The following is a 13,558-nucleotide window of genomic DNA, read 5'->3' as shown; positions in this document are numbered from 1 at the left end:
TGCCATTCTGTCGATTGATAAATTGTGGGGCAAAAATGTTAATACAACGTGGTGGGTTAAAAGTTGTAGCAGGCTTGGGTATATCAGGTGTTTCTGCTGTAAATTTCCTGCATGAACAAGGCTACCAAGTTGCAGTAACGGATTCCCGCCCCACACCTCCCGGACATGATCAAATTCCTGCAGACGTGAAGATCAGTTTTGGTAAACTCGATCAAGAATTATTACTACAAGCAGAAGAAATTATTTTAAGCCCGGGCCTTGCACCACAATTACCAGAAATTCAGGCTGCTATTGCTAAAGGTATTTCTGTAGTAGGTGATATTCAGCTGCTTCGCCGTGCAACTGATGTACCGATTGTTGCGATTACAGGCTCTAACGCGAAGAGTACTGTTACTACTTTAATGGGCTTAATGGCTAAAGATGCAGGTAAGAAAGTTGCCGTTGGTGGTAACCTTGGTCGCCCAGCTCTAGATTTACTTAAAGATCAACCAGAGTTATTAGTACTTGAGTTATCAAGCTTCCAGTTAGAAACCACATCTCACTTAAATGCTGAGGTAGCTGTGGTACTGAACATGAGTGAAGATCACTTAGATCGTCATGGCAATATGCTGGGGTATCACCAAGCAAAGCACCGTATTTTCCAAGGTGTCAAGAAAGTTGTATTTAACCGTGATGATGCTTTAAGCCGTCCTCTTGTACCTGATACAACGCCAATGCAAAGCTTTGGTCTAAATGCACCTGACTTAAACCAGTACGGCGTTTTAAGAGATGCTGACGGTACACTGTGGCTTGCTCGTGGCTTGCAGCGTTTAATTAAAAGCTCAGACTTATATATTCAAGGTATGCACAACGTAGCCAATGCTTTAGCGTGTTTAGCATTGGGTGAAGCAATTGGCTTACCTATGGAATCTATGCTTGAAACTTTAAAACACTTTAAAGGTTTAGAGCACCGGTGTGAGTATGTAAAGACCGTACATGATGTACGTTATTACAATGACTCAAAAGGAACCAATGTTGGCGCTACACTTGCAGCAATTGATGGTTTAGGTGCTGCGATTGAAGTGAAAAAAGGTAAAGTTGCCCTAATTTTAGGTGGGCAGGGTAAAGGTCAAGACTTTACTCCTTTACGTTCTTCTATCGAAAAGTATGCCAAAGTTGTGGTATTGATTGGTGAAGATGCGCCTGTCATCGAGCAGGCCATTCAAGGCGCAACTAAAATTTTACATGCGGCAACACTTAAAGAAGCTGTCGAGATATGTCAACGTGAAACACAAGCTGAAGATGTGGTATTGCTATCACCAGCATGTGCAAGTTTTGATATGTTTAAAAGTTATAATGACCGTGGTCAGCAGTTTGTTGCCTGCGTCAATTCGTTGGTTTAAAGAAAATATGATTAGGAATGTAGTATGGCAGGCTTAGCTCAGACCACAATCCAGAAAATCAATCATTGGTATGAACGGATATTGCCGAAATGGCCAGCGGAAGTGACGCCACGTAATGTCTTGATTTTCTGTGTCGTTGCATTGTTATGTATCGGTTCGGTGATGGTAGCATCTGCTTCGATGCCTTATGCAGAATATATGCATGAGAACCCGTTTCACTATGTCATCCGCCATGCGATATCTATTGCGGTTGCTGGGGTCGTGGCGTATTTGACTTACCGAATCTCACTCAATACATGGTTTAAAAATACGTTTCCGCTGTGGTTGTTAACCATGGTTCTGTTACTTGCTGCTTTGGCGGTAGGTTCGGAAGTCAATGGTTCTACACGTTGGATTAAAATCGGTGGTTTTACCTTACAGCCTACAGAGGTTGCCAAAGTCATGATGGCAATCTTTACGGCAGACTACGTGGTACGCCGTGCTAAAGAGGTTCGTACGCACTGGAAAGGTTTACTGCGTTTAAGTGGTGTGATGGCGATTACGGTCGGTTTAATTATTGCCGAGCCTGACTTGGGTGCGACGATCGTTATTGTCATGATGATGGTCGGCGTGTTCTTTTTAGCTGGTGCGCCGCCAACACAGTTCTTAATTATGCTTGGTGCGATTGTCACCGGTATCGTGTTTTTGATCTTGTTTGAGCCTTACCGTTTCCAGCGTTTGATTTCGTTTACCGACCCATGGGCAGATCCATTAGGTGTGGGTTATCAGTTATCAAATGCACTCATGGCCTTTGGCCGTGGTGAATGGTTTGGAACAGGCTTAGGGCATAGTGTTCAAAAGCTATCTTATTTACCAGAAGCGCATACTGACTTTATGTTGGCCGTGTTAGGCGAAGAGTTTGGCTTCTTTGGTATTTCGATTGTCATTGGCTTATCTTTCTTGATGTTGGCTTGTTGTATCAAAATTGGACACCGTGCCTTGAAACATCATTATCTTCGCGCGGGCTATTTGGCTTACGGTATTAGTATTATTTTCTTACTCCAGATTTTGGTAAATGCGGGTATGAACATGGGCTTAATGCCAACCAAAGGTTTAACTCTGCCATTTATTAGTTATGGTGGTACGTCTTTAATGATGTGTGCAGCTATGATTAGCTTGATCTTAAAGATTGATGCATCAACTCAAGAAGTAAACCCTGAAAGAGAAGAATCGAACTTCTAAACTATTTCAGTTGTTATGAAAAGCCCGATATCGAATCGGGCTTTTTTTATTTATAAATATATTCCGCCAAGCTCTTGTCCGTGAGGAATTAAATCTACATTCCACTGCGCTACAGCTTGCTTGAGCATCACTTCAGGGCGATCTAAATCAACCTTGGGTTGTCCCAAGGCGAGTATCGCTTTTTGAAGTAATTCAGGTGCTTTAGTTAAATCGAGTGCTTGAGCAAGATTTTGTTTAGAAAGCTTTTGCCCCTGATCATTCATAGCCAGAGGAAGATGCATATAGCTTAGTTTAGGGTAATCGAGGAGCTGACCCAGCCAGATTTGGCGTTCAGTGTTATCTAAAAGGTCTGCACCACGAACAACGTGTGTAATACCTTGTAAGTAGTCATCCACGACAACAGCAAGTTGATAGTTAATAATGCCATCACGGCGTTTAAGAACAAAGTCACCAAGGTCATGTTGTAGATTAGAACAATGAAGTCCTTGCAATCGATCATCGAAACAGATCTGCTGATCCTTAACTTTTACGCGAATCGCTTGATCTTGAAAATCGAGATGCAAATCACGGCAAGTACCTGCATAGATTGCATTTGAACCGAGCATTTTACGGGTACATTGACAGGCGTAAACTAAACCTTCTTTTTTAAGTTGGTCTAATACGCTTTCATAAATATTTAGGCGGTCTTTTTGAAAGATGATCTCTGCATCAAGATCGAACTGAAAAGCTTCAATTGATGCGAGTATATGGTCTTCACTACCGGGATAGATGCGTGGAATGTCAGTATCTTCAATACGAACAAACCATCGCCCTTTGTGAGCTCTAGCATCACAGTAACTGGCAACAGCAGTAATCAGTGATCCGAAATGTAAAGGGCCGGTTGGCGAGGGCGCAAACCGACCTGAGTATGAGCAGCGATTAAGTGGAACATTGTTCCGCCGCTGCGCAAGAGAAAAGCTATGCTTTTCTGGCAAGCGATTTAACTGCTGCGCAAGAGCCGAGTCGAACTCGGCTGGAGAATTCTTAACCGTCACAATTAACCGTTATTTTGCTTCTCTTTAATTTCTGCCAAGGTTTTGCAGTCAATACATAACGTTGCAGTTGGACGTGCTTCTAAACGACGTAAGCCGATTTCGATACCACAAGTTTCACAGAAACCGTAGTCTTCGTTTTTAATCGCTTCAAGAGATTGTTCGATTTTACGAATTAATTTACGTTCACGGTCACGTGTACGTAATTCAATTGCAAATTCTTCTTCTTGGGTAGCACGGTCATTTACGTCTGGCAATGCAGTTGATTCATCTTGCATCGTATTTAAAGTACGATCAACTTCAGACATTAATTCAGCTTTCCATGCTTGCAGAATTTGTCGGAAATGCTCGAGCTGTCCTTCAGACATGTACTCTTCATTTTTCTTAGGTTGATAAGGTGCAATACCAAATAAACTTGCAGTTGAGCCTACGTCAGAAGTTTTAGGTTTCACTTTACGTGCACGTTTTGCAGAAGCTTTATCACCTTCTACTACAACTTCTGTATGTTCATCCAAAACTTGGTTGTGGTTGTCATTCGCCATAATAGGGCATTCCTCATCATACACGTATTATCTATACGCAAAAAATATGGTGATATGCAAGTGTTTTTATAGAAAACCATCGATGGATTTTTCCATCGGGTCGTCATCATATAGATTTTTCCTGCAAGATGATAGTCATTCTATCCCGTAAATAATTTCAAAACGTGTTTGCCCTAGTCATAATTCCTCATAGAGGTATTCAATTTAGGACTAATATCCTGAAATATCAGTGTTTATATGGGTTTCGAAATTTTCAAGTCGAAACACTTTTGTTTCAAAAGTACCATCATTATTCAGACGAATGTAACGGTAACCCGGTGCATTTTGATCGAGTGCAAAATCGTTAATAAACGGTTTAAATTGTACGCTTGTGGAAGGTGTTGAGAAAAATTCGATACCTTGCCAAATATTAAGAGAGTCTTGATGTACGTGTCCACAAACTAAAGCCTTTACATTTTTAAATGGGCTTAACGTATCTAGTAGTGCATTTGAGTTTTGTAGTTTGTGATGATCAATCCATTTTGATTTCATGGCAAATGGGTGATGATGGCAAGCCAGCAGAACTGGATGATCTGCAAATTGCTCAAGTAAGTTTTCTAAATTTTCTAATTGTTCCAATGACAAATGACCATCTACTTTTCCCTTTACGGCACTGTTGAGCATAATGATGCGCCAATTCCCTAAGCCGACCACCACAGGTTCCTGATGATTTTCGTTATGCAGTGGAAAGTGGTCCACATTGTCATGATTACCGAGCGTGTGGAAAAAAGGCAAACCCAAGGTTTGCATAAAGTTGATATAACGCTTGTAGGTAATAGGGGTTGGGGCTTGTGCGAGGTCTCCGGTATGAATAATCGCGTCCGCTTCTGGATGTTGTTTCAATATCTGCTGGATAATGGCATGGAAACTTTCTTCAGGATTCATCCCCACAAATTCTAGCTGTGGATACTCCAATAAATGTGTATCGGTAATTTGTATGATGACATGATTTTTTTGTGAAAGTGTTGAGACTTGGAAAGTCACCGTCCTACCTCTTCGGATTTATTATCGTTTTGCTGTGTTGAGCCAGCCATTGTAATGCCATAATAACAGGGGCATTTCTTAAACGTCCGCTGTCGAGTAGTGTTTGAATTTCGCTATAACTAAACAAATGCAGCTGAATATTTTCACCCTCATCATCTACTCCAAAAACACCGCCTACAGCGGGTAATTCGGTTTCGGCGACATATAGATGAAATAATTCTGAACAGGCGCCTGCTGATGGGTAAAAACTAAATAGATGCTCTAAATCCTGAACTTCACAACCTGATTCTTCAAGGCTTTCACGTCGAATGCAACTTTCTGGTGACTCATTGCCATCTAACACGCCTGCAATAATTTCGAGTTGCCACGGCGATTGAGAGTCATCTAAAGCACCAACACGAAACTGTTCAATTAGGGCAAACTGTTGTTTTTGGTCATTGTAGAGTAGAACGCCAGCCGCTTCAGGTCGATGCACAAGTTCGCGCTGCAATACAGGAGTATATTCAGATTGATTAAATAGACGATGTCGAAGGCTGACTTTTTCAACTTGAATAAAACCACTGAACAGAAGTTCACGTGATGTTACTTCGACATCTTTAGATGTATAACTTGGATGCTCGACAATACTCATGATTCGATCAGGACGAAATCTATTTATTTCATCCTAACCGAGAATCATGGCTAGGCAAGTGTTTTTTTTGAATATTTACACTTTATGATACAGTTTTTGTCCTTGCTCTTGATAAACCTCTTTCATCGCTTTGAGGCCTTCTTCAACCTCTGAATCGCTATTGGTGAGATTGTTGGCATAGTCACGTACATTCTGGGTGATTTTCATTGAACAGAATTTTGGACCACACATTGAGCAAAAGTGTGCAGATTTATGCGCTTCTTTCGGTAAAGTCTCGTCATGCATGCTGCGTGCTGTATCTGGATCTAGGCTTAGGTTGAACTGATCGTCCCAACGGAATTCGAAACGTGCTTTAGACAAGGCATTATCACGAACCTGTGCACCCGGATGGCCTTTGGCAAGATCGGCTGCGTGTGCTGCAATCTTGTAGGTAATAATTCCGTCTTTTACATCCTTCTTGTTTGGCAAACCTAAATGCTCTTTTGGTGTCACATAGCAAAGCATTGCTGTGCCATACCAACCAATCATAGCTGCGCCAATTGCAGAAGTAATGTGATCATAACCCGGAGCGATGTCTGTAGTTAAAGGCCCAAGTGTATAGAATGGTGCTTCTTTACATACCTCTAACTGCAAGTCCATGTTCTCTTTAATCATGTGCATTGGTACGTGACCCGGGCCTTCAATCATGACCTGAACATCATGTTCCCATGCTCGGTGAGTAAGCTCACCCAATGTTTTAAGTTCACTGAACTGCGCTTCGTCATTTGCATCTTGAATACAACCCGGACGTAAGCCATCGCCTAAGCTAAATGACACATCATAGGCTTTCATAATTTCACAGATTTCGTCGAAGTGTGTGTATAAGAAGTTCTCTTCATGATGAGCGAGGCACCACTGCGCCATGATTGAACCACCACGAGACACAATACCCGTTAAACGGTTTGCTGTAAGTGGCACATAGCGAAGCAATACACCTGCGTGAATGGTGAAGTAGTCAACGCCTTGTTCAGCTTGCTCAATAAGTGTGTCTTTAAAGATTTCCCAAGTCAGGTTCTCAGCAACACCATCAACTTTTTCAAGGGCTTGATAAATTGGCACGGTACCGATTGGAACAGGTGAGTTACGAATAATCCATTCACGTGTTTCATGAATGTTTTTACCTGTAGACAAGTCCATAATGGTGTCAGCGCCCCAACGGGTTGCCCATGTCATTTTCGCAACTTCTTCATCAATTGAAGAGCCAAGCGCAGAGTTACCAATATTGGCATTGATCTTAACCAAGAAATTACGACCAATAATCATTGGTTCAAGTTCTGGGTGGTTAATGTTGGCAGGAATAATAGCGCGGCCTTCGGCAACTTCTTGGCGAACAAACTCAGGTGTAATTTCTTTTAAGTTTTTTGCACCAAAGTTTTGGCCTGGGTGCTGGCGCATATCTACAGCTTCGCGTTGACGCTGATTTTCACGAATCGCAATATATTCCATTTCAGGCGTAATAATACCCTGTTTGGCATAGTGCATTTGAGTGACATTTTTGCCTGCTTTAGCGCGGCGTGGGTTTTGAATATGTGCAAAGCGAATATCAGCAGTACGAATATCTTTTAAACGCTCCTGACCAAACTTTGAAGTTAAACCCGCAAGTACGTCAGTATCGTTACGTTCTTCAATCCATTTTTGGCGAACTGAAGGTAAACCTTTGTTTAAATCAATTTGAACATTTGGGTCAGTATAAACACCTGAAGTGTCATATACCATAATAGGTGGGTTGTGCTCACCACCAAGGCCAGTTGGGGTGTCAGTTAAAGAAATTTCTCGCATTGGAACCTGAATATCAGGGCGAGAGCCTTCAATATAAACTTTTTTAGAAGCGGGTAAGATGCGGGTTAAGTCTTTTGCATCTTGTTCATGTTGTGCTGAAATTTCAGCAGAAGAGAGATTCGTTAATTGGTTCATCACATGATCCTTATGAATAACATCAACGAATCAAGCACGACCAAAAACGATGGCGGATTTATCTTGAACTAGATAAATTGAGGGCTTTAAGTTTTCAGATGGCTTGATTCCTACGCAGGTCTTAACCTGATCAGGTTCAACGGTACTTGTGATCAAACTGGTGTTGCGATAACACGGAATTTACACAATCTCAGCGAGCTATTACTCGCGCTCCGTCAAGCGATTTAAAGACTAACATGTTTTAGGTTGGCTGGCATTGTCAATTTGTATCTATACAAACCGCATCTATATGGCAGTCTCGGTAGCTTTGAGTATTCCATGGCGAATCAAACTTTAATAGCTGCTCAAGTTGTTCATGCACAATCTGATAGGTAGATTTCTTTTGCCCATTTTCATCAGTTAAATCTATTTTAAATTGCTTATTGCGCTCATCGACAGGGGTGGCAATAAACTTCAGAAATTGTTGAGCGGGTTTTGCTAAGCTAGATTGATTTTGTGTAGATAAGAAACGAATTTGTTGAAGCGCATCTTTATCAATCCATGTGTTTGGAGCAAACTCATCGGATACAGGCGTATTATCTAGCCCAAAGAAAATAAAATATCGGTACTCATTAAATAATAATTTTGCATCATTAATAAAATAACTCTTTGGATATTTTTGGATAAATTTCTCCCAAAATAATGCACGCTCAGTAAGCTCTTTCCATGAGATAGCCAACGCACCATCGTCATAGAAAATGTCTTTATTGTCTTTCGCCATACGAGATAAGAATTCTTTCTGATCAGCAGGTAAAGCCTTAGAAAAAACGTCAACTAAATAGTTCGGCTGACGGCGATAAGTAAACATGCCCTCACCTTGATAGAGTAGTTCAATATAGGCTTGGCCCTCGTGTTGAATCAGGTATTGATCACGAGTACCAAGCTGATCGAATAACTTTTTCTTGGTTTTCATTGTTTTTTTAGCATCTAATGGTTCTTGTTCTAAAATGGCATATCCAAAAGCTTCAAACGCTTTTGCTGTTTTTTCATTATGTTCTTGTTTTAGAAAACGCTGATACATAGCCGTCGATGCTTCAATTAGCTTAAGCTGTTCATTATTTTTAAAAGAGGGAACACAGGTTTTAAGTTTTTCATTAATTTGATTTAGGTCTTCTATTTTACTGTTTTGATTAATTTTCTGCATAGCAGCTATAGTTTGTAAGCAGCTACTGTCTCGCTGTTCGGTGGACTTTTGTGCAGTTGATTTTTGCTCTTTAGATACAGCCTGATCTTGCTCTGATGTTTTACTACATCCAGCTAAAAGTAGTGCACTGCACATACTCATCATTAGAATTTTTTTCATCTTTATATTTTTATCGAAATTGATATTGCTCAAATTATAACGCTTAAAAAGATTGCATCACTGTTAGAAATCTTTATTATTAGGTAGATCGGTCTACTTAATTTAATACCATGAATGATAAAACAGCAAGACAGAAAATTCTCGATGCAGCGGCAACACTATTTTATAACGATGGCATTACTGCAACTGGCATTAACTCGGTTACGGCTAAAGCAGATGTAGCCAAGATGTCGCTTTACAATAATTTTTCTTCAAAAGGAGATCTTGTTGATGCCTACATTGCTGCACGACATCAAGAGTGGTTAGACCTTTATCAAAACCGTTTAGAAAAAACAAAAACAGCTAAAGAAGCTATTTTGGCCGTATTTGATGCCTATCAAGATCATGCCGAGTTTGCTTATGAAAAGGGTTTTAGGGGATGTGGACTTTTAAATGCTGCTGCTGAGTTTCCTGCAAATAGTGCAGGACGAAATGCTGTAAGGCAGCATAAAGAACAAGTTGAGGCTATTGTTGCTGAGCATTTAAAAAAATTAATACCAGACTCACAGCGTATTAGCTATATCGCCTCACAACTTTCTTTTCTTTTAGAAGGTTCTATGGCAAGAGCTGGTCTAGAAGGTAGTAGCCGTCAACTTCAATTAGCGAGGCAAATGGCAGAAGATATTTTAGATCGAGAATGCCAACATGATTAGCCTTATTAAAAATAGTAGTTATGGTGGCATAATTGCAATTTTAGTTGCCTCTGTTTTGTGGGGGACAACAGGAACTGCGGCAGCATTTGCCCCAACACTTGGACCACTGGCAATTGGTGCTGTAGCGATGGGCGGTGGAGGCCTTTTACAAGCTCTGGTTGCATCACGAGCTATACGGGAAAACCGGCAATTTATTAGGCGTAATATTCCTATTACTCTTTTGGGCATTGCAGCAGTTGGGATATATCCCTTAGCTTTTTATTCTTCTATGCATTATGCCGGAATTACGATTGGTACTGTGGTTTCAATTGGTTCAGCTCCACTCATTGCAGCAGTTTTAGAGCGATTCTTTGACCGTAAAGTTTTATCTAAAACATGGTTCCTGAGTTTTGTGTTTGGTGTTGTGGGAGTAAGTTTATTATCTATGGGTGAAAGCCACATAGCACAAGATATTACAAATGAATGGAATAAATACTTCGGTATTTTTCTGGGGCTTGTTGCTGCTACAACTTATTCGCTTTATTCATGGGCTGCAAAAAGATTAATAGACCGAGGTATTGCTGCTAAAGCTGCAATGGGCATGATTATGGGTGGCGGAGCAGTTATTTTACTTCCTACTTTGTTGCTTACAGGGGGCGGTTTATTAGAGAGCTCAACAAATTTACTTGTGGCTGGCTATATGATGCTAATTCCTATGTTCCTCGGTTATTTACTTTTCGGCTTTGGGCTAAAGACTGTAAATGCGAGCAAAGCGACTACGTTAACTTTATCTGAGCCTTTAGTTGCTGCGATTTTTGCGATTGTGTTGGTCGGTGAACATGTATCATGGGTGGGCTGGCTAGGCATGTTTTTGATTTTCATTTGTATTTTGATGTTATCAAAGCCTGAAAATACACAAAAATGAAAACTTTTACTGGCTTGAGTTTAAATCAAATTTTTCTTAGTCTTAAAGCCAAGTTTTATCGTTGATTTAGACAATGAAAATAAAATTAATGCTTGTGGCGAGTTTATGGAGTTTTGCATCGCCGAGTTTTGCTTTAGATTTAGTTGAAACTTATGAGCGCGCAAAGCAAAATGATCCGACATGGCAAGCGAATCAACAACAATTTGAAGCAGATCAGCTCAATTTAGGCTTAGCAACTGGTGCTTTATTGCCTACAGTCACCTTATCTGGAAAGATTAATCGTAATAGCCAAACCGTAAAGCGTTCAAATTTTCCCGGTGTTGATCAAGAGGGACTGTCCGATGCTTTGGTAAGTAATACATCAACAACCAAACAAGCAACTTTATCTGCTCGTCAGCCTCTTTTTCGTATGGATGCATGGGAAGGTTATAAACAGGTTAAAACCTCGGTTGCTCTTAGTGAAATTACTTTACGCCTGCAAAAACAAGATCATGTTTTAAATGTGGCAGAAGCCTATTTTAATGTACTGCGTCAGCAGGCACTTACCGCTGCATATTTACAAGAAGAAAAGGCTTTACTTGAACAACTCAATATGATGAATGCCAAGCTTAAAGAGGGTTTGGTGGCACGTAGTGATGTAAGTGAGGCAAATGCCCAATATCAAAATGCCAGAGCCAACCGTATTGCAACTAATGTTCAGCTTCTTTTAGCTCAAGAACAGCTCTCTGAATATATTGGCCCTTATCAAGACAAGCTTGCAGTACTGCGAAGTGATTTTACTTTTCAAAAGCCTTATCCAGCCCAACTTGATGACTGGATTGGCTTAGCCCAACAACAAAATCTAAAGATTCAGCAAGCCCGTTTACAAAAGCGATATGCTGAAGACCAACGCCGTGTGGAAAAAGCTGCACTTTATCCACAAATAGATGCTGTGGCGAGTTATGGCTATACCAAACAAACACCAGAAACACTGATTTCGACTGATGGAAAGTTTGATCAGGTTGGCGTAGAGATGAACTGGAATTTATTTAATGGAGGACAGACCCGAACCTCTATTAAAAAAGCCACTATAGAGTTAAATAAAGCGCAAGCTCAACTCGATGCGGCCATTCGCCGTGCCAATGTCGATGTAAAAAGCGCTTTTATGCAGGTGGATACCGACCGTGCAAAACTTGAAGCAAGAAAGGCGGCAATGGACTCTTCTTCACTTGTCTCTCAAGCCTCAAAAGCAAGTTATAACGAGGGCTTAAAAAGTATGGTCGATGTTTTATTAGCACAGCGTAATGCTTTTTCAGCAAAACAGGATTATCTTAATGCTCAATATGACTATTTATTAAATGTACTTCGTTTAAAAGCGGCTGTAGGTCAGTTAGGCGAAAAAGATCTGGTTGAATTAAACAGCTGGTTAACGTATCAGTAATAAAAAAATGCTTTTATCTGAAATTTAATTTTGTCATAAAAATTTAATGATTGATGTGTTTTAATGCTCAATCATTTTATCCCTGCGCCATCATGTTGGAGGCTTCCCTTGAGTCCGAGTAATCCGGTGTTAAGCCATCATATTTCTTCTCAATTTAATGAAGATTTGCAAGATGTGAACACAAAGTTTATGACCATGGGTGGCTTGGTCGAACAACAGGTTGCCAATGCAATTCATTCTTTGCTTGATACAGATGCAAACTTAGCAATTGATGTTCAATTTAAAGATAATGCAGTCAATCAATATGAGCGTGATATTGATGAAGGTCTGACACTGATTTTGGCACGCCGTCATCCAGCAGCGATTGACTTGCGTATGGTGATTGCAATGAGCAAAGCCAATACTGACCTTGAGCGTATTGGTGACGAAGCTGCAAAAATTGCCCGTATTGCACAAAATCTATGTGAAGAGGGTGGATCACCTCGTGGTTACATGGAAACCCGTCATATCGGTAACCAAGTCCGTGTCATGATTCACGATGCCCTAGATGCTTTTGCACGTTTAGATGCCGATCAAGCTTTACGTGTACTTTTAGCTGATGCGGATATTGACCGTGAATATCAGTCAGCAACACGTACTTTAATGACTTATATGATTGAAGATCCGCGTCATATTGCACGTGTAATTAACGTGATGTGGGTTTTACGTTCTTTAGAGCGTATTGGTGACCATGCTCGTAACATTGCTGAACAAGTGATTTACATGGCAAAAGGTTTTGATGCTCGCCATACTAAAATTGAAGAAATTGAAGCAAAAGTTCACGAAAAGTAATACTTGAGTTGAAGTATCGAAAGGCCTTGTTTGAAACAAGGCTTTTTTTATTTTTTAGAAATAATAGATAAAAAAATGTCCCGAACTTTGGGGGGAAGTTCAGGACAGAAAATCAAGTGCATTAAGAGAAAACACGACAGGGATCGTGTCTTACTTGCTATGAATTGATATTAAGGTGTGAGCCAATTTATGTCATGTAGAGTCCTGTGCGCTCTATGTAAGGCTTTATATGTTTGTGTAAGTTTCACGTAAAAAAAGGCAGGTCTATGTATATAAACCCGCCTTTTTAATGATGATGAGCTTAGAAAAAACGAATTATTCTGGCTTCCAACCTTCTGCTTTTTCAACGCTTTCATCATTATTGAAGAACTTCTCACGTTGTTCTTCAAGGAATTTTTTCGCTTCTGGATCAAAAACGTTTAAACGCTTTTCATTAATTAGCGTAGTTTGGTGTTGTAGCCATTCTTGCCATGCTTGCTTAGAAACATTTTCAAAAAATTCTTGGCCTTTAGCACCTGGAAACGGAGCAAAGTCTAATCCTTCCATTTCCTTTTGATATTTACGGCAAAATACTTGTCGACTCATT

At 40.4% G+C, this 13,558-nt stretch carries 13 protein-coding genes and 1 riboswitch; of the genes, 6 read left to right on the top strand and 7 right to left on the bottom strand.

Features of this window, described 5'->3' with window-relative positions:
• The first annotated feature begins 35 nt into the window (after nucleotides 1–35).
• Together murD and ftsW are read left to right on the top strand one after the other, a co-directional pair.
• On the top strand, nucleotides 36–1,382 hold the full coding sequence (gene murD / locus F984_RS17075; protein ID WP_004710934.1) for a UDP-N-acetylmuramoyl-L-alanine--D-glutamate ligase: 1,347 nt from the start codon (nucleotides 36–38) through the stop codon (nucleotides 1,380–1,382).
• Nucleotides 1,383–1,406: 24 nt separating this feature from the next.
• On the top strand, nucleotides 1,407–2,603 hold the full coding sequence (ftsW, locus tag F984_RS17070; RefSeq protein ID WP_004710933.1) for a putative lipid II flippase FtsW: 1,197 nt from the start codon (nucleotides 1,407–1,409) through the stop codon (nucleotides 2,601–2,603).
• 50 nt (nucleotides 2,604–2,653) lie between these two features.
• Here ftsW and gluQRS read toward each other — a convergent pair whose 3' ends face one another.
• The 6 genes from gluQRS to F984_RS17040 form a co-directional block, all read right to left on the bottom strand.
• Nucleotides 2,654–3,637: a tRNA glutamyl-Q(34) synthetase GluQRS gene (gene gluQRS / locus F984_RS17065; protein WP_004710931.1), complete on the bottom strand. Its 984-nt coding sequence runs from the start codon at nucleotides 3,635–3,637 to the stop codon at nucleotides 2,654–2,656.
• A gap of 2 nt (nucleotides 3,638–3,639) precedes the next feature.
• Complete coding sequence (dksA, locus tag F984_RS17060; protein WP_001262524.1) at nucleotides 3,640–4,176, bottom strand: RNA polymerase-binding protein DksA; 537 nt, start codon at nucleotides 4,174–4,176, stop codon at nucleotides 3,640–3,642.
• A 210-nt stretch (nucleotides 4,177–4,386) separates the two neighbouring features.
• Complete coding sequence (cpdA, locus tag F984_RS17055) at nucleotides 4,387–5,199, bottom strand: 3',5'-cyclic-AMP phosphodiesterase (RefSeq protein ID WP_004710928.1); 813 nt, start codon at nucleotides 5,197–5,199, stop codon at nucleotides 4,387–4,389.
• 4 nt (nucleotides 5,200–5,203) lie between these two features.
• The gene (locus F984_RS17050; protein WP_004710927.1) at nucleotides 5,204–5,830 is read right to left on the bottom strand and encodes an NUDIX domain-containing protein; all 627 of its coding nucleotides are present in this window, start codon (nucleotides 5,828–5,830) and stop codon (nucleotides 5,204–5,206) included.
• Nucleotides 5,831–5,905: 75 nt separating this feature from the next.
• Nucleotides 5,906–7,783: a phosphomethylpyrimidine synthase ThiC gene (thiC, locus tag F984_RS17045; protein WP_004710924.1), complete on the bottom strand. Its 1,878-nt coding sequence runs from the start codon at nucleotides 7,781–7,783 to the stop codon at nucleotides 5,906–5,908.
• A 90-nt stretch (nucleotides 7,784–7,873) separates the two neighbouring features.
• Nucleotides 7,874–8,008: riboswitch (TPP riboswitch) on the bottom strand.
• Nucleotides 8,009–8,042: 34 nt separating this feature from the next.
• Nucleotides 8,043–9,125: a hypothetical protein gene (locus F984_RS17040; RefSeq protein ID WP_212749795.1), complete on the bottom strand. Its 1,083-nt coding sequence runs from the start codon at nucleotides 9,123–9,125 to the stop codon at nucleotides 8,043–8,045.
• A gap of 110 nt (nucleotides 9,126–9,235) precedes the next feature.
• Between F984_RS17040 and F984_RS17035 the strand changes: the two genes are divergently transcribed.
• The 4 genes from F984_RS17035 to phoU all read left to right on the top strand — a co-directional run bounded on the left by F984_RS17035 (nucleotide 9,236) and on the right by phoU (nucleotide 12,972).
• Entirely contained in the window at nucleotides 9,236–9,817 is a 582-nt protein-coding gene (locus F984_RS17035; protein ID WP_004710920.1) for a TetR/AcrR family transcriptional regulator, read from the top strand.
• Nucleotides 9,810–10,721, top strand: a complete 912-nt coding sequence (locus F984_RS17030) for a DMT family transporter (RefSeq protein WP_004710919.1) — start codon at nucleotides 9,810–9,812, stop codon at nucleotides 10,719–10,721. The genes F984_RS17035 and F984_RS17030 overlap by 8 nt, the downstream gene beginning before the upstream one ends.
• Before the next feature lie 73 nt (nucleotides 10,722–10,794).
• Nucleotides 10,795–12,141 (top strand): multidrug efflux outer membrane protein AbuO, encoded by a 1,347-nt coding sequence (abuO, locus tag F984_RS17025; RefSeq protein WP_004710917.1) that lies wholly within the window; start codon nucleotides 10,795–10,797, stop codon nucleotides 12,139–12,141.
• A 108-nt stretch (nucleotides 12,142–12,249) separates the two neighbouring features.
• Nucleotides 12,250–12,972, top strand: coding sequence for a phosphate signaling complex protein PhoU (phoU, locus tag F984_RS17020; protein ID WP_000075183.1), 723 nt, complete (start codon nucleotides 12,250–12,252; stop codon nucleotides 12,970–12,972).
• A gap of 315 nt (nucleotides 12,973–13,287) precedes the next feature.
• On the opposite strand, the gene F984_RS17015 is transcribed toward phoU, so the two are convergent.
• Nucleotides 13,288–13,557, bottom strand: a complete 270-nt coding sequence (locus F984_RS17015) for an oxidative damage protection protein (protein WP_002053140.1) — start codon at nucleotides 13,555–13,557, stop codon at nucleotides 13,288–13,290.
• Nucleotide 13,558 lies beyond the last annotated feature (1 nt).

The sequence above is a fragment of the Acinetobacter nosocomialis NIPH 2119 genome (assembly GCF_000368085.1).
Lineage (GTDB): Bacteria > Pseudomonadota > Gammaproteobacteria > Pseudomonadales > Moraxellaceae > Acinetobacter > Acinetobacter nosocomialis.
This window is presented reverse-complemented; position numbering and strand designations above follow the sequence as displayed.

Coding starts and splice junctions, on each gene's coding strand:
- murD (WP_004710934.1), top strand. CDS start 36: ATGTTAATACAACGTGGTGGGTTAAAAGTTGTAGCAGGCTTGGGTATA.
- ftsW (WP_004710933.1), top strand. CDS start 1,407: ATGGCAGGCTTAGCTCAGACCACAATCCAGAAAATCAATCATTGGTAT.
- dksA (WP_001262524.1), bottom strand. CDS start 4,176: ATGGCGAATGACAACCACAACCAAGTTTTGGATGAACATACAGAAGTT.
- F984_RS17050 (WP_004710927.1), bottom strand. CDS start 5,830: ATGAGTATTGTCGAGCATCCAAGTTATACATCTAAAGATGTCGAAGTA.
- thiC (WP_004710924.1), bottom strand. CDS start 7,783: ATGAACCAATTAACGAATCTCTCTTCTGCTGAAATTTCAGCACAACAT.
- F984_RS17040 (WP_212749795.1), bottom strand. CDS start 9,125: ATGAAAAAAATTCTAATGATGAGTATGTGCAGTGCACTACTTTTAGCT.
- F984_RS17035 (WP_004710920.1), top strand. CDS start 9,236: ATGAATGATAAAACAGCAAGACAGAAAATTCTCGATGCAGCGGCAACA.
- F984_RS17030 (WP_004710919.1), top strand. CDS start 9,810: ATGATTAGCCTTATTAAAAATAGTAGTTATGGTGGCATAATTGCAATT.
- abuO (WP_004710917.1), top strand. CDS start 10,795: ATGAAAATAAAATTAATGCTTGTGGCGAGTTTATGGAGTTTTGCATCG.
- F984_RS17015 (WP_002053140.1), bottom strand. CDS start 13,557: ATGAGTCGACAAGTATTTTGCCGTAAATATCAAAAGGAAATGGAAGGA.